At 61.7% G+C, this 19,265-nt stretch carries 12 protein-coding genes and 1 other RNA gene; 4 read left to right on the forward strand and 9 right to left on the reverse strand.

The window, feature by feature from the left end:
* Positions 1-49: 49 nt before the first annotated feature.
* From HRH33_RS19975 to HRH33_RS20010, 8 genes are all read right to left on the reverse strand, one after another.
* On the reverse strand, positions 50-2,011 hold the full coding sequence (locus HRH33_RS19975; protein ID WP_167416865.1) for a P-loop NTPase family protein: 1,962 nt from the start codon (positions 2,009-2,011) through the stop codon (positions 50-52).
* 59 nt (positions 2,012-2,070) lie between these two features.
* Positions 2,071-2,499, reverse strand: a complete 429-nt coding sequence (locus HRH33_RS19980) for a hypothetical protein (protein ID WP_094064997.1) — start codon at positions 2,497-2,499, stop codon at positions 2,071-2,073.
* A 174-nt stretch (positions 2,500-2,673) separates the two neighbouring features.
* An RNA gene (gene ffs, locus HRH33_RS19985) (signal recognition particle sRNA small type) lies at positions 2,674-2,770 on the reverse strand.
* A gap of 146 nt (positions 2,771-2,916) precedes the next feature.
* The gene (locus HRH33_RS19990; protein WP_167416864.1) at positions 2,917-4,083 is read right to left on the reverse strand and encodes a zinc-binding metallopeptidase family protein; all 1,167 of its coding nucleotides are present in this window, start codon (positions 4,081-4,083) and stop codon (positions 2,917-2,919) included.
* Positions 4,084-4,203: 120 nt separating this feature from the next.
* The gene (gene ligA, locus HRH33_RS19995; RefSeq protein WP_167416863.1) at positions 4,204-6,570 is read right to left on the reverse strand and encodes an NAD-dependent DNA ligase LigA; all 2,367 of its coding nucleotides are present in this window, start codon (positions 6,568-6,570) and stop codon (positions 4,204-4,206) included.
* Between the two features lie 86 nt (positions 6,571-6,656).
* Positions 6,657-7,520: a cell division protein ZipA gene (zipA, locus tag HRH33_RS20000; protein WP_034138939.1), complete on the reverse strand. Its 864-nt coding sequence runs from the start codon at positions 7,518-7,520 to the stop codon at positions 6,657-6,659.
* 291 nt (positions 7,521-7,811) lie between these two features.
* Positions 7,812-11,300: a chromosome segregation protein SMC gene (smc, locus tag HRH33_RS20005; protein WP_167416862.1), complete on the reverse strand. Its 3,489-nt coding sequence runs from the start codon at positions 11,298-11,300 to the stop codon at positions 7,812-7,814.
* A 2-nt stretch (positions 11,301-11,302) separates the two neighbouring features.
* Positions 11,303-11,962, reverse strand: coding sequence for a GntR family transcriptional regulator (locus HRH33_RS20010; RefSeq protein WP_034099697.1), 660 nt, complete (start codon positions 11,960-11,962; stop codon positions 11,303-11,305).
* Positions 11,963-12,241: 279 nt separating this feature from the next.
* Here HRH33_RS20010 and xdhA point away from each other — a divergent pair, with 279 nt between their 5' ends.
* The 4 genes from xdhA to guaD all read left to right on the forward strand — a co-directional run bounded on the left by xdhA (position 12,242) and on the right by guaD (position 18,355).
* A complete protein-coding gene (xdhA, locus tag HRH33_RS20015; protein WP_167416861.1) occupies positions 12,242-13,690 on the forward strand; it encodes a xanthine dehydrogenase small subunit in 1,449 nt (482 codons plus the stop codon).
* A complete protein-coding gene (xdhB, locus tag HRH33_RS20020) occupies positions 13,683-16,082 on the forward strand; it encodes a xanthine dehydrogenase molybdopterin binding subunit (protein WP_167416860.1) in 2,400 nt (799 codons plus the stop codon). The genes xdhA and xdhB overlap by 8 nt, the downstream gene beginning before the upstream one ends.
* Positions 16,083-16,200: 118 nt before the next feature.
* Positions 16,201-17,043 carry a xanthine dehydrogenase accessory protein XdhC gene (gene xdhC, locus HRH33_RS20025; protein ID WP_167416859.1) on the forward strand — a complete coding sequence of 281 codons (843 nt, stop codon included), beginning with the start codon at positions 16,201-16,203 and terminating at the stop codon, positions 17,041-17,043.
* A gap of 7 nt (positions 17,044-17,050) precedes the next feature.
* A complete protein-coding gene (gene guaD / locus HRH33_RS20030) occupies positions 17,051-18,355 on the forward strand; it encodes a guanine deaminase (protein WP_034138943.1) in 1,305 nt (434 codons plus the stop codon).
* 138 nt (positions 18,356-18,493) lie between these two features.
* Here the strand turns inward: guaD and HRH33_RS20035 are convergent, their stop codons facing one another.
* Entirely contained in the window at positions 18,494-19,258 is a 765-nt protein-coding gene (locus HRH33_RS20035) for a GntR family transcriptional regulator (protein WP_015885332.1), read from the reverse strand.
* Positions 19,259-19,265 lie beyond the last annotated feature (7 nt).

Here is a 19,265-nt window from a genome sequence, read left to right on the forward strand (position 1 = left end):
GTTGTCCAGAGGGGCGCTCAAAAGTTGTGAGACAACCGAACTAAATCCCTTAATAACCATGAATTTCACGGGTCTTCTGATACTTGTGGTAATCGATCCACTCGACCACATCGTAAGGCAGATAGAGCTGGCGCCTGGCCCGTGAAATCGCGATGTACACCTCGCACAATCGTTGATCGAAGGCATACGCATCCTTGAATTTCACGTTGCTCAGCAATTCCGGGGTGAGCAACACGCAGTCGAACTCCATGCCGCCGGCCTCTTGCGCCAGCATCAGTCGGCAGCGTTTGTCGGGCTCGCCGGCCAGTCGGTTCAGGCGGGTGACATCGGCCACGTTGAAGCCTTTTTCCAACTCATGCTCGACCCACAGGAACGCTTCGTCGAACTGCCCGGCCTCGCGCACCTGCTGCCAGTCGGCCAGGTCGCTGAAATAGGCGTGGGGGCCTTTGTCGGTGTGCTCGGTGCTGTAGAACTGCGGTTTGAACAACGCAATGGCGCTGATCATAAAGCGCTCCAGATCGCGCTGCGCCGCGCTGTCGAACAAGGCGAACGGGCAATGGGCCTGCTGTAACTGGATCGCCCACTTCATCGTGTCCCAAGGGGACGCGGTCAACACTACGCAGCCTTCCGGCGGCACGAAGCCCTGGGGGTAATGTTCGATGCTGACATCGGCGTCCCGCGCGCCTTCAAACGGAACCTTGCTCTTCTGCGAATGCACGCTGATCAAGGGGTTGACCAGGCGCTCGACGTTGCGACCGGAACGCACCGAATAGCTGATATCGGTGTGCCGGACTTCACGCTTGCGCCGCACCATCACGCCGGTGGCCAACTGGTATTCGTCGCCCAGGGTGATCAGCACCTGACGGCCGCGCTCGATGATCTGCAGCAACGAGGCCGGGATGTCCTGGCTTTCATCGATCAGCACATGGGTAAACCGCGGCGGCACTTCGCAGCCTTCCAGGCTGGCGCGCTTGATCAACCACAATGTGGCGAACTCGGTCTGGACGACCCACTGCGGGTGGCGCTCCAGGTACGTCCACACGCGGCTTGAGTACTCCAGCAAGACCTGTGCATCCAGGCTGGACAAGGCGTGCTTGAAGTGAGGAAAGTGCCGGGCCGAGAGGCTGTGATGGCTGGAGTCGCAGTAGTTCTCAAGCACCTTGAGGCACACATTCAACGTCGCCTGACCATCGTGGCCGCGCCAACCCAGGATATCCAGGGCTTGGGCCACCGCCTGCTTACTGGGCAACCTGGCCGATGATTTGTCTGCGGTTGGCCGCCCGTTCTGCAACAGCGCTTTGGCAAACGCGGCGAAGGTCGAACCGGCCTTGCTGTCCCGCGTCAGCCCCATGCGCTCGCGCAACGTGGCCAATTTGGCTCCGGTGCGTGCCAGGATCAGGGTTTTTTCCGGGCGCAGACACTCCAGCAACGCGCCCAGCAAGTGGCTCTTGCCGATACCGGCATAGCCTTGCACGTGCAGGTCTTCATTGAGATTGGCGCGAAAGGTGCGCACCAGCTTGTCCTGCGCCGGGCTGAGCCAACGCTCGCGGTGCCGGGGAGTGATCATCTGCTGGCTGAAGGGATCGTTGCCGCGCCGTTGGCGGACTTTGTAGGTCACATCCCACTGACCGTCGGGCAGCAGATAATCGCGCGCCGCGACCTCTTCGGCCAGTAACAGGCGCAGGTTGAGGTTTTTGAGCGCATTGATGCCGAAGTACAGCTTGCGCGGATCGAACAACCGCCGCGCTTCGGACAGCAACGCCGCCGTGCCGGACGTCGGCGTGTTCAGCGCCCAACCGATCAACTTGACCAGCACACGCTCGGCGGCGGCACCGTTGAGGTCCGCTGGCGCGGCCTGCGCCAGGTTCTGAATGACCAGCACCGCCGCCAGCTCAAGGTCTGTCAGGGTGTCCAGGTGCGTGGCACCGTCGGCACCGAGCAAGGCGCTGCAGGTGTCGTCGGTAACCGGCAGGAAAACGGGGCTGGATAAATCGAAGTGTTCCGGTTGCATACATCCTCGCGGCCAGAGGCCGAATGAGGTCAGTCAAATGGATTCAGCGGTTAAGCCTGTCAGGCATCCTGACCGACGCCCACCTCGAATTGATAGCCACCCAGAGAGCCCGCCATGCCACCGGGGTAACGCCGTGGCCCGGTGGAGGCCGGGGCGCTGGCCAGTTCAATCTGCCGTTGCAGTTCATGAACGGCCATATCGAGCAAACGCCGCAGGTCTTCGGCGCTGTGGGCGGACACGTCCAAGTGCAACTGGTAGGTAGCGGCGATCGGTGGAGGCTGATCGACGCTCGGCCCAGGGCTCGGCTCGGCAGTACGGACAAACTGCGCACCGCTCATAATCTCGGCGTGCTCCTCGTCCATCAGGTCCAACACCTTCGACAACGCCAGGGTCTGCTCCGGGTGTGCCTGGATACGGTCCTTGATCTCCAAACGCCGCATCTGCCATTCCCGCAGTTTTTCTCGTGTGAGGTCGTCAACTTTTTCCACTTGCGCTGCCTCCGGTTGCCAGGCAGTGAAGTATGCCACCGATAAACTGCCGAGCTGGCGTGAGTTTTTGACCGTCGCGACAATGCCACCATGGACTGCTCAAGGGCAGATGGTTCGCAAACAGTTTTTTTGGATATTGGGATGAACAACTAAAGAAGAGCGTTATGGAGGCAACCCCACCAGCCACACCCCGGCACACAATGTTCCCGCTGTGGCTGCTCCCTTCCGGGCCTGACCAGGTTAACGGGTAATCGTTGCGGGGGGACCGATGGGGTCACCATAACGACGCTGGCCTCTCGGCAAGCCGCGCCATTGTACCGATCTCATCGGAAGTTACAACCGTTGGTGACGGATTAAAAATATGAAGAGGTTCAAGCACTTGCCATGGCCGTCAGCACGCCCTTCCCACATGGTTAATCATTGTGCTTGCAGCACCTCGTCCGCGCGGCCGCCCTCTTCCTGGATCACCAGATGGATAAAGTGCAGTTTGGCGATCACTGCCGGTGGCAGTACGAAGGGGTAGAAATCCGGTTGGCCCATGCTGCGCGACAGTTCGTTGAGCATGCCGGCCAGTTCGATCCACGCATTGACGAACGCCAGAAACGCCGGACCGCCGGGGTGCGCGGGATCGTAGAGGGTGGCAAGGGGGAACGGCTGGTAATCCAGGTCCATCTCCCGCGCGCTCATGCCGAAGCCCAAGGCGGTATCCACGGCGTCCATCATGTGCAGGTAATGCGCCCAGGTTTCCGCCCAGTCTTCCCAGGGGTGCATGGTGGCGTAGGCGCTGACGCAGGTTTCCTGCCAGTCCGGTCGCGGGCCGTGCTGATAATGCCGGTCGAGGGCCTCGGCGTAGCTGGCGCGTTCGTCACCGAACAGTTGGCGAAACGGTTCGATCCAGTGGCTGCCGGCGATCAGGCGATCCCAATAGTAATGGCCGACTTCATGGCGAAAATGACCGAGCAAGGTGCGGTAAGGCTCGTGCATCTGCACGCGGACTTTCTCGCGGTGGGCGTCGTCGGCTTCCTTGATGTCGAGGGTGATCAGGCCGTTGGCATGCCCGGTGGTGGGCGCGTTGCCCTCCAGGTCGACACCGATAAAGTCGAAGGCCAGGCCGGTCTCTTCGTCGACGCTCTTGGGCACCACCTGCAGGCCCAGGCTGATCAATTGCGCCACCAGGCGACGCTTGGCGGTTTCCACTTTGCGCCAGCGTTCGTGGTTGTCCACGATGGACAGGTCGGGAATGGTGCGATTGAGGCTGCAAGCCACACACAGCGGCGCGGTGCTGTGGGCCGGGATCAGCCAGTTGCAGGCCGCCGGGGTGTCAAGGTTGGCGCAGCGACGGAAGGCCCCGGCGTCGAGATTGCCGTCCTGCAGCCACGTTCCGGCAACGGGCCCGGGCTGTAGGGACGCCAAGCGGCTCTGCTGCGGCTGGTACCCCAACAGCGCCGCGCAAGCCAGACACTGGCTATTGCGAAAGAACAGCGGCTGGCCGCAGCGGCATTGCCAGACTTTGCTGTTACGCGAAGTATCGGCCATGAACGGTGCGGCGATGCGCGAACTGAGTTGCTCGAAATAGCGGAACATGGCGATCTCTCCCTAGGTGACCCAGACTAGATCATTCAGGGCTTGGGATCGTTCCACTTCACTGCTGTAAGGGTTGCAACGCCGCCGGGCGCGCGACAAGCCCGCGCCCGGCACACGCCATCAGACAGTCACGTTGTGCTGGGCCAGAAAGGCAACAAACGCCTCTTCATCCAGCACCTTCAGGCCCAGTTCGGTGGCCTTGGCCAGCTTTGAACCAGCCCCAGGGCCAGCGACCACACAGTGGGTCTTGGCCGAGACGGAACCGGCGACCTTGGCGCCCAGGCTTTCCAGTTTGTCCTTGGCCACATCGCGGCTCATCAGCTCCAACGAGCCTGTCAGCACCCAGGTGTGACCGGCTTCCGGCAAGCCTTCGACGACTTTCTTCGCGCTGTGCCAGTGCATGCCGAAATCCTTGAGCTGCTGCTCGATGGCCTGTGCACGGCGGGCGTTCTGCGGATTATCGAAGAAGTCGCGCACGGCCTTGGCCTGCTTTTCCGGCAGTGCCTGACGCATGTCCAGCCAGTCGGCCTGGATTACGCCGTCAAGGCTGCCGAACTTGTCCGCCAATTTCTGCGCAGCGCCGGGGCCGACGCTGGGGATATTGAGCTTGTCAAGCAGCCCGCCCAGGGTCGCACTGGCGGCAAATTCCGCGCTCAGGTCGCCCTGATCCTGCAATTGCAGGCCGCATTCGTCCGGTGACAACAACGCGCCGATCACCTGCTGGTTATGGCTGTCCTCAAAGAAACTGTGGATCTCGTGCGCCACTTCCAGACCCACGTCCGGCAAGTACGTCAGTACCTCCGGCAGCGCCTGCTGCACTCGCGCAAGGGACGCCAGCGAGCGCGCCAACACCTTGGCGGTCTCCTCGCCCACATCGGGAATGCCCAGGGCGTAGATAAAGCGCGCGAGGGTCGGCGATTTGCTGTTTTCGATGGCGGCGATCAGCTTTTTGCTGGAAACATCGGCAAAGCCTTCCAGGTCGATGATCTGCTCGTATGTGAGCTTGTACAGGTCAGCGGGTGACGCAATGAGGTGTTCATCCACCAATTGCTCAATGGTTTTGTCGCCCAGGCCGTCGATATCCATGGCGCGACGGGACACAAAGTGGATGATCGCTTGCTTGAGCTGCGCGCCACAAGCCAGGCGCCCGACGCAACGGTACACCGCGCCTTCGCTGACGGTTTCCTTGCCCTTGCTGCGCTTGACCAGTTGCGTGCGTTCCACATGGGAACCGCACACCGGGCAGCTTTCAGGGATCTGCACCGCACGCGCATGTTCCGGGCGGCGCTCGGTGACCACTGAGACCACCTGCGGGATCACATCGCCGGCACGGCGGATGATCACGGTGTCGCCGATCATCAGGCCCAGGCGCGCCACTTCGTCCATGTTGTGCAAGGTGGCGTTGGACACGGTCACCCCCGCGACCTTGACCGGTTTCAGGCGGGCCACCGGGGTCACAGCGCCAGTACGGCCGACTTGGAATTCCACATCGAGCAGTTCGGTGAGTTCTTCCATGGCCGGAAACTTGTGGGCGATGGCCCAGCGCGGCTCGCGGGCGCGAAAGCCCAGTTCGCGCTGGGATGCAAGGCTGTTGACCTTGAACACCACACCGTCGATTTCATACGGCAGGCTGTTACGTCGCTCGCCGATGTCGCGGTAGTAATCGAGGCACTCCTGAATCCCCTTGGCCAGCTTCAGATCGTGACTGATCGGCAGCCCCCACTTCTGTAACTGCTTGAGGTTGCCGATATGGGTGTCGCTGATATCCGCCGTGACCTGACCGATCCCGTAGCAGCAGAACTCCAGCGGGCGGCTGGCGGTGATTTTCGAATCCAACTGGCGCAGGCTACCGGCAGCGGCATTGCGAGGGTTGGCAAAGGTCTTGCCGCCCACCTCCAGTTGCGAAGCGTTAAGCCGCTCGAACCCGGCCTTGGACATAAATACCTCGCCGCGCACTTCCAGGGTCGCCGGCCAGCCGCTGCCATGCAGCTTCAAGGGGATATTGCGCACGGTGCGCACGTTGACGCTGATGTCTTCGCCGGTGGTGCCGTCGCCCCGGGTGGCGCCGCGCACCAGCTCGCCGTCTTGATACAACAGGCTGACCGCCAGGCCATCGAGTTTCGGCTCGCAGCTGTACTCCACCGCCGCGCCACCGCCAAACAGATCCCCCACCGGCAGATCGAGACCTTCAGTAACACGACGATCGAACTCAAGCATGCTGGCTTCATCGAAGGCGTTGCCCAGGCTGAGCATCGGAATCTCATGCTTGACCTGGGTGAACGCCGACAGCGCCGCGCCGCCGACCCGCTGCGTCGGTGAATCCCGCGTGACCAGCTCCGGGTGCTCGTCTTCAAGTGCCTTGAGTTCGTGGAACAGCCGGTCGTATTCGGCGTCCGGGATGCTCGGCTCGTCGAGGACGTAATACCGGTAGTTGTGCTGATCCAGTTCAGCGCGCAGTTCGAGGATGCGGGTATGGGCGGCGGTCATGGGTGTTCTCTCATAAAGCAAAAGAGCAGCCGAAGCTGCTCAAATGGTGGTGCGCTTATTCTATCGACAACGCTTGAGGCCAATCCTCAGCGTTTCTGTGTCAGGGCGCGACGCTCGAACTCGACGATGCGCTGACGGTAGTGTTCGATGGTCTGGGCGGTCAGGACGCTGCGTTGGTCGTCCTTCAGCTCGCCGTTGAGTTCCTGGGACAGCTTGCGTGCTGCGGCCACCATCACATCGAACGCTTGTTTCGGGTGACGAGGACCTGGCAGACCGAGGAAGAAGCTCACCGCAGGGGTGCTGAATAGGTCGATATCGTCCAGATCGAAAGTACCTGGCTTGACGGCATTGGCCATGGAGAACAGCACTTCGCCGTTGCCCGCCATGCTTTCGTGGCGGTGGAAGATATCCATCTCGCCGAACCGCAGGCCGCTTTCGAGAATGTTCTGCAACAGCGCAGGGCCTTTGAAACCGGCGGCGTCGCGGCAGATCACGCTGATCACCAGCACTTCTTCGGCGGCCGGCTGATCGTTGACCGATTGGCGCGGCGCGTTCTTGGCGGCGTTCTCATCGGGGAAATCGTCGTCACGGCTGCTGAAACTCGGGCCTTCATCCACGTCGAGGTTAAGGTCACCCTGATGGGGTTCGGCAACCGCTGCGCCACTGCGTTTACCGCGTTTGGACGATGGCTCGCGGGCTTCACGCACCGGCGCGCTCATCGAGGGCAGGTCGTGCTCGTCCAGCTGCGGCTCTTTATGGGTGTCCAGCACACGGGGCGGCCCCAGCAGCTCGGCGCTGCCGTCGTCGTCGGGCAGGTTGGACAGGTTACGGTCCAGACGGAATTTGAGCTTGCCCTTGCCACCGCGCATGCGGCGCCAGCCATCAAAAAGAATACCGGCAATAACAATAATGCCGATGACGATCAGCCACTCGCGCAGACCGATTTCCATGTAATCCCGTGCCTCTAATAAAAAATGCTGAAAAATAAGGGGTTTAGCATCGTGCAAACCGCTTTAAAACGTGGCGCCAACTCTATGTTCTGACTGACGTTTTGCCCACGCACACGAAAAATTGACATTAAACTAGCACGACCAAAGATAACTTTACACAGTTGGCGCGAAATGTGTCGAATTGCCAGCTTTCAGGCGTAGCAGGCAATCTCCTACAGCAGACGCCAACTGTGAGTCACGGCCCTGAGCGACAAGCTTCAAGCTGACTCACTTACCGCTTGAAGCTTGCCGTCAGGCGTCCACCATGGCCATCGCCTCTTCCACGTCCACCGCCACCAAGCGCGAACAACCCGGCTCGTGCATCGTCACCCCCATCAGTTGATCAGCCATTTCCATGGCGATCTTGTTGTGGGTGATATAGATGAACTGCACGGTCTGGGACATCTCTTTGACCAACCGCGCGTAGCGTCCAACGTTCGCATCATCGAGCGGTGCATCCACTTCATCGAGCATGCAGAACGGCGCCGGGTTCAGCTTGAAGATCGCAAACACCAACGCCAAGGCGGTCAGGGCTTTTTCCCCACCGGACAGCAAATGAATGGTGCTGTTCTTCTTACCCGGCGGGCGCGCCATGATCGTCACCCCTGTATCGAGTAGATCTTCGCCCGTCAGTTCCAAGTAAGCGCTGCCGCCACCGAAAACTTTTGGGAATAACGCCTGTAAACCGCCATTAATCTGATCAAAGGTATCTTTGAAACGGTTGCGGGTTTCCTTGTCGATCTTGCGAATTACGTTTTCCAGGGTGTCGAGGGCTTCCACCAGATCCGCGTCCTGAGCGTCCAGGTAGCGCTTACGTTCGGATTGCTGCTGGTATTCGTCGATGGCCGCGAGGTTGATCGCGCCGAGGCGTTGAATCCGCGCGGCAATGCGTTCGAGTTCTTCTTCGGCGTCTTTCTCGTTGGCCTGGGCGGTCAGTGTATTGAGCACGCCGTGCAGGTCGTAGCCGTCTTCGAGCAATTGGTCCTGCAAGGTTTTGCGGCGCACGGTCAGGGCTTGCCATTCCATGCGCTGTTGTTCGAGCTGGCCGCGAATCAACTGGGACTGCTGCTCGGCCTGGGTCCGGCGTTTTTCCGCGTCGCGCAGTTCGCGGTCGGCGTCTTCCAGGGCGATCTGTGCGGTCTTGAGTTCTTCGTCGACGGTCATGCGCTTGTCGAGCAACTCTTCGAGCTTGAGGCGCAACTCTTCCAGCGGCGCTTCGCCCTCTTCCAGATTCAGGCTCAGTTGTTCGCGCTTTTCGGTCAGGCGCTCGGATTGCATCTCCAGGCGCTCAAGGGCCTGGGCCGTGGACGCGTGCTGGGCCTTGAGCGAGCCCAGGCGCACCGCCAACTGATGGGCGTGGTCCTTGTGCTGGCGCGCTTCCTGGCGCACGCGGTCGAGACGTTCGCGCAGGCTGTCGCGCTGGGCCAGCAGCAGTTCCCGTTGCTCAGTGTCCTGAGCCATGCTGTCGAGGGCTTCCTGCAAGTGCAGGCGCGCTTCGCCGATTTGTTCGTGCTCCAGCGCGCGTTGCTCGCCCATCTCGGCGACTTCTTCGTCGAGACGGGTGCGACGCAGGCTCAGTTGCTCGACCTTGGCCTTGCTCGCCGACAACTGGGCCTTGAGTTCGCCTTGCTGGCGCGCCTCATCCTGCAACAGGCGACGCAGGTGCTCGCGGCCGGTCTCTTGCTGACGCTGGGTGGCGCGCAGGGTTTGCAGTTCGGTTTCCAGGCGTTCGAGGGTGGCTTCGCGCTCTTCGCGCTCGGCGCTCAGATTGACGATTTCCTGGCCACGGGCCAGAACGCCGCTTTGCGCTTCACTGGCGCGACGCACGCGCAAAAAGTGCCGGCCGACCCAGTAACCGTCGCGGCTGATCAGGCTTTCGCCGACCGCCAGTTGACCGCGCTGGGCCAGGGCCTGCTCCAGGGACTCCACCGGCCGCACCTGGCCCAGCCACGGCGACAGATCAATTGCGGCCTCGACCTTATCCAGCAAGCTGCCCGGCATCCGCGCGCCATCGGCGGCGGGGCTGAGCAAACGCAGATCGCCCTGGGCAAAGCCGGCGAGGTCGAAGCCGCCGAAATCGTCCACCAGCACGGCTTGCAGATCGGCGCCTAACACAGTTTCCACGGCCAGCTCCCAACCGGCGTCGACCTTCAAACCTTCGGCCAGGCGCGGGCGCTCGGCCAGGTGTTGGTCGCGCAGCCACTCGGCCGTGCCGGTGTCCGGGTCCAGCGCGGCTTGTTGCAAGGCTTCAAGGGACGCCAAACGCCCGTTGAGCCGTTGCAGGTCGCCCTGAGCCTGCTGCTGGGCCTGGGTCGCCTGTTGCAGTTGCTGGCGCAGTTGCTCCAGGCGCTCGACTTGCTGCTCTTCGCTGGCTTCGAGTTCTTCCAGGGTCATTTCGCTTTCGGCCAGTTGCTCGCTGAGCGCCATGATCGCCGCATCTTCCGGGTCGGCGGCGAGCAGCACGCGCTCTTCCTGCAAGCGGCGCTGGCGCTCGGCCAGACGTTCCATGCTGGTTTCCAGTTGCTGGATGCGCGACTGCTGCACTTCGGCCTGGCGGCGCGGTTCGGCCGATTGCAGGTTGAAGGCATCCCACTGTTCCTGCCAGCCGTGCATAGTGGTTTCGGCTTCTTCCAGGGCGGCGGCGGCTTCTTCGGCGGCGGCGCTGGTGATCTCCTGCTCGGGGGTGAGCATGTCCAGCTCTTCGCCGAGGGTCAGCAGCAAGGTGCGGTCGTGGCCCAGGTGGGATTCGGTCTCCAGGCGCGCGCGCTCGGCTTCCTTCAGATCGTCCTGCAATTGGCGCAGACGCTGCTGGCCGTGCTGGATGCTCTGCTCGACCCGGGCGATATCGCCGCCCACCGAATAGAAGCGGCCCTGCACCAGATTGAAGCGCTCGGACAGATCGTGGTGCCCGTCGCGCAGGCGTTCGATGCTGGCGTCGGCGTTGCGCTGCTCGGCCACCAGCGCTTCGAAGCTGATTTCCTGGGTGCCGATGATCGCTTCTCGCTGGCCCACTTGATCGTTCAAGGCTTGCCAGCGCAGGGCCGACAATTGCGCCTTTAGCTGGCGCTCTTCGCCCTTGTATTCCTGATACTTCTCGGCGGCCTGGGCCTGCCGGTGCAGGCGCTCCAACTGGCGCTCCAGCTCTTCGCGCAAGTCAGTCAGGCGGGCGAGGTTTTCGTGGGTGCGGCGGATACGGTTTTCGGTCTCGCGGCGGCGTTCCTTATACTTGGAGATGCCGGCCGCTTCCTCGATAAAGTTACGCAGGTCCTCGGGCTTGGCTTCGATCAGCTTGGAGATCATGCCCTGTTCGATGATCGAATAGCTGCGCGGGCCCAGGCCGGTGCCGAGGAAGATATCGGTAATGTCGCGACGGCGGCACTTGGTGCCGTTGAGGAAATAACTGTTCTGGCTGTCGCGCGTGACTTTGCGGCGGATGGAGATTTCCGCATAGGCCGCGTATTCGCCGATCAGGGTGCCGTCGGAGTTGTCGAACACCAGCTCGATACTGGCCTGGCTCACTGGCTTGCGGCTGGTGGAGCCGTTGAAGATGACGTCGGTCATCGACTCGCCGCGCAGGTTCTTGGCCGAGCTCTCGCCCATCACCCAGCGGACGGCGTCGATGATGTTCGACTTGCCGCAACCATTGGGCCCGACCACCGCCGCCATATTACTGGGGAAGTTCACCGTGGTCGGGTCGACGAAGGATTTGAACCCCGCCAGTTTGATGCACTTGAGCCGCACGTTTAGACGTCCGCCAACGCTGCGATAACCAGCGAGCAACTGCGCTGACCGTAAGCCGACAGCACCTGGCGGATCTGCGGCAAGTCACGGGCCAGCACGGCGGCGAGCAGTTGCTCGAACAGCGCCAGGTACTCGCTCATCTCGGCCTTGCGCTGGTCCAGCGCCAGGTAATAGGCGCGGTTCATCGCCGGTTGCAGGTTTTCGACGGTTTCCTGCAGGTACGGGTTGTTAGCGAAGGGGTACGCGGCGCGCATCACATTGAAACTTTCTTCGACGAACGCGCGGATGTCCTGACGTTCGAAATTGCTCACCAGACGCTGCTGGATCTGCACGAACGGCGCCATATCGGCCTGGGTCTGCCAGCCCTGCGCCACCGCATTGCCGAGCAGGATGTACAGCTCGCCCATCAACGTACACAGGCTCTGCACCTTGTGCGCGGTGAGTTCGGTGACGTGGGCGCCACGGCGCGGCAGGATCGCGATCAGGTGCCGGCGTTCAAGGATCAGCAAGGCTTCGCGCACGGAGCCGCGGCTGACATTGAGTGCCAGCGTGACCTTCTGTTCCTGGATGCGCTCCCCAGGCTTGAGATCGCCGCGAATGATACGTTCGGCGAGGTGGTGAGCGATCTGCTCGGCGAGACTGTCCGGCGCCTTGAACGTCATGGTTTTCCTTCAAAATCGTCTATCGGTACAAGCGCGGCAGTGTAGCGCATTGGCCCGCTGATGGCGCTACGCCCACTGTCGCGAATTGGCATGAAATAAGCAGCTCTGCCTGTCTACACGCCGCCAAAAACGCCGGTTCCAGAAGACTGAACCATAATTGAATGGGTTGTGACCGCATTTTCTTGACCCTTAGGTCAGAAAACAATTGACCGAAAAGTCAGACATGACTAGATTCGGCCCACAGCGGTTAACAACAATAATGAGTCTGCGAGGCCTTCCGTGATCCAGTTTTTACTCAACCAGGAACTCCGTAGCGAGCACGCCCTGGACCCCAACCTGACCGTGCTCAACTATTTGCGTGAGCATGTGGGCAAATCCGGCACCAAGGAAGGCTGCGCCAGCGGCGATTGCGGTGCCTGCACCGTGGTAGTCGGCGAGCTGCACAGCGACGCCCAGGGCGTCGAGCAGATTCGCTATCGCAGCCTTAATTCGTGCCTGACCTTCGTTTCGTCATTGCACGGCAAACAACTGATCAGCGTCGAAGACCTCAAGCACCAAGGCCAACTGCACAGCGTGCAACAGGCGATGGTCGAGTGCCATGGCTCGCAATGCGGGTTTTGCACCCCCGGTTTCGTGATGTCGTTGTTTGCCCTGCAAAAAAACAGCGACGCCCCCGACAGCGCCAAGGCCCATGAGGCCCTGGCCGGCAACCTGTGCCGCTGCACCGGCTACCGGCCGATTCTCGCCGCCGCCGAACAGGCCTGCTGCAACAAGCCCGCAGACCAGTTCGACAGCTGCCAAGCCCAGACCATTGCACGCCTTAAAGCCATCGCCCCGACCCAGACCGGCGAACTTAACAGTGGCGATAAACGCTGCCTGGTGCCCCTGACCGTGGCCGACCTGGCCGACCTCTACGACGCCTATCCGCAAGCCCGCTTACTGGCCGGCGGCACCGACCTGGCGCTGGAAGTCACCCAGTTCCACCGCACGCTGCCGGTGATGATCTACGTCGGCAACATTGAAGAAATGAAGCGCATCGAGTCGTTCGACGACCGCCTGGAAATCGGCGCCGCCACCCCGCTCTCCGACTGCTACGCCGCGTTGCACCAGGCGTATCCGGACTTCGGCGATCTGCTGCACCGCTTCGCCTCCCTGCAGATCCGCAACCAGGGCACCCTGGGCGGCAATATCGGCAACGCCTCGCCGATCGGCGATTCGCCGCCGCTGCTGATCGCCCTAGGCGCGCAGATCGTGCTGTGCAAAGGCAACACCCGGCGCACCCTGGCGCTGGAGGACTACTTCATCGATTACCGCGTGACCGCGCGCCAGGACAGCGAATTCATCGAGAAAATCATCGTGCCCAAGGGCCATACGCTGTTCCGTGCCTACAAAGTCTCCAAACGCCTGGATGACGATATTTCCGCGGTCTGCGCCGCCTTCAACCTGACCCTCGACAACGGTGTGGTCCAAGCCGCCCGCGTGGCCTTCGGCGGCATGGCCGCCACACCCAAACGCGCGCGGCACTGCGAGGCCGTGCTGGTGGGCGCGACTTGGAACGCCGCCACGGTCGAGCAAGCCTGCGCCGCCCTCGCCGAGGATTTCACCCCGCTGTCGGACTTCCGCGCCAGCAAGGAATACCGCCTGCTCAGCGCGCAGAACCTGCTGCGCAAATATTTCATCGAGCTGCAAACGCCGCATATCGAGACTCGGGTGACCGCTTATGTCTAACCATCACGCCGTGGAAAAAACCCAGGCCGAGCTGGCCGAACTGTTCGCCCAGGACTTGACCAGCGGAGTCGGGCGCAGCGTCAAGCATGACAGCGCCGCCAAGCACGTATCGGGAGAGGCGCAGTACATCGACGACCGCCTGGAATTCCCCAACCAGTTGCATGTGTACGCGCGTCTGTCCGACCGCGCCCACGCCCGCATCCTCAGCATCGACACCGCCCCCTGCTACGCCTTCGAGGGTGTGCGCATCGTCATCACCCATGAAGACGTGCCAGGTTTGAAAGATATCGGCCCGCTGCTGCCTGGCGATCCGCTGCTGGCCATCGACACTGTGCAGTTCGTCGGCCAGGTGGTGCTGGCTGTCGCCGCCCGCGACCTGGAGACCGCGCGTAAAGCGGCGATGGCGGCGGTGATCGAATACCAGGACCTGGAACCGGTGCTGGATGTGGTCGAGGCCTATCGCAATAAACACTTCGTGCTCGACAGCCACACCCACCAGCGTGGCGATTCGGCGGGCGCGTTGGCTGCGGCTCAACATCGCATTCAGGGCACGCTGCATATCGGCGGCCAGGAGCACTTCTACCTGGAAACCCAAATCTCCTCGGTGATGCCCACCGAAGACGGCGGCATGATCGTCTATTGCTCCACGCAAAACCCCACCGAAGTACAGAAGCTGGTGGCCGAAGTGTTGGACGTTTCGATGAATAAAATCGTCGTGGACATGCGTCGCATGGGCGGCGGTTTCGGCGGCAAGGAGACCCAGGCCGCCAGCCCGGCATGCCTGTGCGCGGTGATTGCCCACCTGACCGGCCAGCCGACCAAGATGCGCCTGCCGCGGGTCGAAGACATGCTGATGACCGGCAAGCGCCACCCCTTCTATATCGAATACGACGTGGGCTTCGACGACACCGGTCGTCTGCACGGCATCAATCTGGAGCTAGCCGGCAATTGCGGCTGCTCGCCGGACCTGTCGAACTCGATTGTCGACCGCGCCATGTTCCACGCCGACAACTCGTATTACCTGGGCGACGCCACGGTCAACGGCCATCGCTGCAAGACCAACACCGCGTCCAACACCGCTTACCGGGGGTTCGGCGGCCCGCAAGGCATGGTTGCCATCGAAGAAGTGATGGACGCCATCGCCCGCCATCTGGCGCTCGACCCGCTGGCCGTGCGCAAGGCCAACTACTATGGCAAGACCGAGCGCAACGTCACCCACTACTACCAGACCGTCGAGCACAACATGCTCGAAGAGATGACTGCCGAACTGGAAGCCAGCAGCCAATATGCCGAACGCCGCGAAGCCATTCGTCGTTACAACGCCCATAGCCCGATCCTGAAAAAAGGCCTGGCGCTGACCCCGGTCAAATTCGGCATTTCGTTTACCGCCAGTTTCCTCAACCAGGCTGGCGCGCTGATCCATGTCTACACCGACGGCAGCATCCACCTGAACCATGGCGGCACCGAGATGGGCCAGGGGCTGAACACCAAGGTCGCCCAGGTGGTGGCCGAAGTGTTCCAGGTCAGCATCGACCGCGTGCAGATCACCGCCACCAACACCGACAAGGTGCCCAACACTTCGCCGACCGCCGCTTCCAGCGGTGCCGACCTGAACGGCAAGGCCGCGCAAAATGCCGCCGAAACCATCAAGCAGCGCCTGGTGGAATTCGCTGCGCGCAAGTACGACGTCAGTGAAGCGGATGTGCAGTTTCACAATGGCCATGTGCGCGTGCGCGAGCAGATCCTGACCTTCGAAGCGCTGATTCAGCAGGCATACTTCGCCCAGGTCTCGCTGTCGAGCACCGGGTTCTACAAGACCCCGAAAATCTTTTACGACCGCAGCCAGTCCCGTGGCCGGCCGTTCTATTACTACGCGTTCGGCGCGGCGTGTTGCGAAGTGCTCGTCGATACCCTGACCGGCGAATACAAGATGCTGCGCACGGACATCCTTCATGATGTGGGCGCTTCGCTGAACCCGGCCATCGACATCGGCCAGGTGGAAGGCGGTTTCATCCAGGGCATGGGCTGGCTGACCATGGAGGAACTGGTGTGGAACGACAAAGGCAAATTGATGACCAACGGCCCGGCCAGCTACAAGATCCCGGCGGTCGCCGACATGCCCCTGGACCTGCGGGTGAAGCTGGTGGAAAACCGCAAGAACCCGGAAGACACGGTGTTCCACTCCAAGGCCGTGGGTGAACCGCCGTTCATGCTCGGCATTGCCTCGTGGTGCGCGATCAAGGATGCGGTGGCGAGCCTTGGAGGTTATCGCCATCAGCCGAAGATCGACGCGCCGGCGACACCCGAGCGGGTGTTGTGGGGTTGCGAACAGATGCGCCAGTTGCAGGCGGCGACAGCCGTTGAGACTGAAGCCGAGATGGTTTCGCTCTAGATCGAGGTGCTGCCATCGGGGGCAAGCCCCCTCCCACATAGTGATCTGCGAATGCTTTCAAATGTGGGAGGGGGCAAGCCCCCGATAGCGGCCTGACAGACACCACTATGAGGTGACTATGAACAACTGGATCAGCGCCCTCGCCGACCTGCAGAACCAGGGCGAACCTTGCGTCCTGGTGACCATCATTGAAGAACTCGGCTCCACGCCACGCAATGCCGGTTCCAAGATGGTCATCAGTGCATCGCAGACCTTCGACACCATTGGCGGTGGGCACCTGGAATACAAAGCGATGCAGATCGCCCGCGAGATGCTCGCCCGTGGCCAGCAAAACACCCATCTGGAGCGCTTCAGCCTGGGCGCGAGCTTGGGCCAGTGCTGCGGCGGCGTCACCGTGCTGCTGTTCGAACCCATGGGCCAGATGCAGGCGCAGATTGCGGTATTCGGCGCCGGCCATGTGGGACGCGCCCTGGTGCCGTTGCTGGCGAGCCTGCCGTGCCGGGTGCGCTGGATCGACTCGCGCGAGCAGGAGTTTCCGCAACAGATCCCCGAGGGCGTGCGTAAAATCGTCAGCGAAGAACCGGTCGACGAAATCGTCGACTTGCCGGTGGGCAGCTACTGCATCGTCATGACCCACAATCACGCACTCGACCTGGAACTGAGCGCCGCGTTGCTCAAACGCAACGATTTCGCCTACTTCGGCCTGATCGGCTCGCAGACCAAACGCGTCAAGTTCGAACACCGCCTGCGTGATCGCGGCTTCGACGCCGCCCAGTTGCAACGCATGCGCTGCCCCATGGGCCTCACCGAGGTGAAGGGCAAATTACCGGTGGAGATCGCCATTTCCATCGCGGGCGAAATCATCGCCACTTACAACGCCAATTTCGGCCAGCACAACGCCAGCGCCGAACCGATTGCCAAACTGCTGCCGGTGTCACGCCGCAGCCAAGCGACCCATTGAGAAGACCATGCCTTTGACCCGCAAAGCCTACCGCGCCGCCATCCTGCACAGCATTGCCGACCCCGCCGAGGTGGGCATCGAAGCGTCCTATGAGTATTTCGAAGACGGCCTGCTGGTGATTGATAACGGCCAGATCAGCGCCCTCGGGCACGCCAGCGAATTGCTGCCGACACTGCCGGCCGATATCGACGTGACCCACTACCAGGACGCGCTGATCACCCCAGGCCTGATCGACACCCATATCCACCTGCCGCAAACCGGAATGGTCGGCGCTTATGGCGAACAGTTGCTGGATTGGCTCAACACGTACACCTTCCCCTGCGAAAGCCAGTTCGCCGACAAGGCCCATGCCGAGCAAGTGGCGGATATTTTCATCAAGGAACTGCTGCGCAACGGCACCACCACCGCATTGGTGTTCGGCAGTGTGCACCCGCAATCGGTGAACGCGTTTTTCGAAGCGGCGCAGAAACTCGACCTGCGCATGATCGCCGGCAAGGTGATGATGGACCGCAACGCGCCGGACTATCTGACCGACACGCCCGAGTCCAGTTATCAGGACAGTAAGATGTTGATCGAGCGCTGGCATGGCAAAGGCCGGCTGCACTATGCGGTCACGCCACGCTTCGCCCCCACCAGCACGCCGGAGCAATTGACACTGGCCGGGCAGCTGCTGGGGGAATATCCGGATCTGTATATGCAGACCCACATCAGCGAGAACCTGCAGGAAGTGCAGTGGGTGAAGGCGTTGTTCCCGGAGCGCAGCGGCTATCTGGACGTGTATGACCATTACAAGCTGCTGGGCGAGCGCTCGGTGTTTGCCCACGGCGTGCACCTGTGCGACGACGAATGCGCGCGCTTGGCGCAAACCGGCTCGGCGGTCGCCTTCTGCCCGACCTCGAACCTGTTCCTGGGCAGCGGCCTGTTCAACTTGCCGATGGCCGAGAAGCACAAACTGAACGTTGGCCTGGGCACCGATGTGGGCGGCGGCACCAGTTTCTCGCTGCTGCAAACCTTGAACGAAGCCTACAAAGTCATGCAGTTGCAAGGCGCGCGGTTGAGCCCGTTCAAATCGCTGTACCTGGCGACCCTGGGCGGCGCGCGGGCGCTACGCCTGGAAGACAAGATCGGCACATTGCAACCGGGCACGGATGCGGACTTCCTGGTGCTGGACTACAACGCCACACCGCTGCTCAGCTACCGTCTGAAGCAGTCGAACAGCATCGACGAAACGTTGTTTGTATTGATGACCCTGGGAGATGACCGCACCGTGCTGCAGACCTATGCCGCCGGCCAACGGGTGCACCAGCGCTGATCTTGGCACCAGCACAAAACCAATGTGGGAGGGGGCTTGCCCCCGATAACAGAGTGTCAGTTACTGCATGAGGTGACTGTTCCACTGCTATCGGGGGCAAGCCCCCTCCCACATTTTGTCCTTGGCAAAGCAGGAAAATTACAGCTTTATCGAGGAACGCCCAGGCTTCTTGGTCTGCAACAGATGCGAGAACACCGCATGCAGATCATCCGACGCGCTCTCTTCATCGAGGTTGAGCTTGCTGTCGATGTGATCCATGTGATGCATCATCAGGTTCACCGCCAACGCCGCGTCGCGAGCTTCGATGGCATCGATCAACTGGGTGTGCTCATCGTAGGAACAGTGGGAGCGGTTACCGCTTTCGTACTGAGCGATAATCAACGAGGTCTGGGACACCAGGCTGCGCTGGAAGCTGATCAGCGGTGCATTCTTTGCCGCTTCGGCCAGCTTGAGGTGGAACTCGCCGGAAAGGCGGATACCGGCACCGCGATCGCCACGGGAAAAACTGTCGCGCTCGTCGTTGACCATCTGGCGCAACTCGGCCAGTTGCTCGGCGGTGGCGTGCTGCACGGCCAGCTCGGTGATCGCCCGCTCTACCAGGCGACGGGCCAGGAACACCTGACGCGCTTCTTCGACGCTCGGGCTGGCCACCACCGCGCCGCGATTGGGCCGCAGTAATACCACGCCTTCATGGGCCAGGCGCGACAGGGCGCGACGAATGATGGTGCGGCTCACGCCGAAGATTTCCCCCAGTGCCTCTTCACTCAACTTGGTTCCAGGCGCCAGGCGTTGTTCAAGGATGGCCTCGAAGATATGCGCATAGACAATATCGTCCTGGGTTCCGCTGCGACCGGCCTTGCCGGCTCGCGGTTGTTTCTTGAGAGGTTGCAACTGTTCGTTCATGGGCACT

The sequence above is a fragment of the Pseudomonas rhodesiae genome (genome assembly GCF_013285305.1).
GTDB lineage: Bacteria > Pseudomonadota > Gammaproteobacteria > Pseudomonadales > Pseudomonadaceae > Aquipseudomonas > Aquipseudomonas rhodesiae.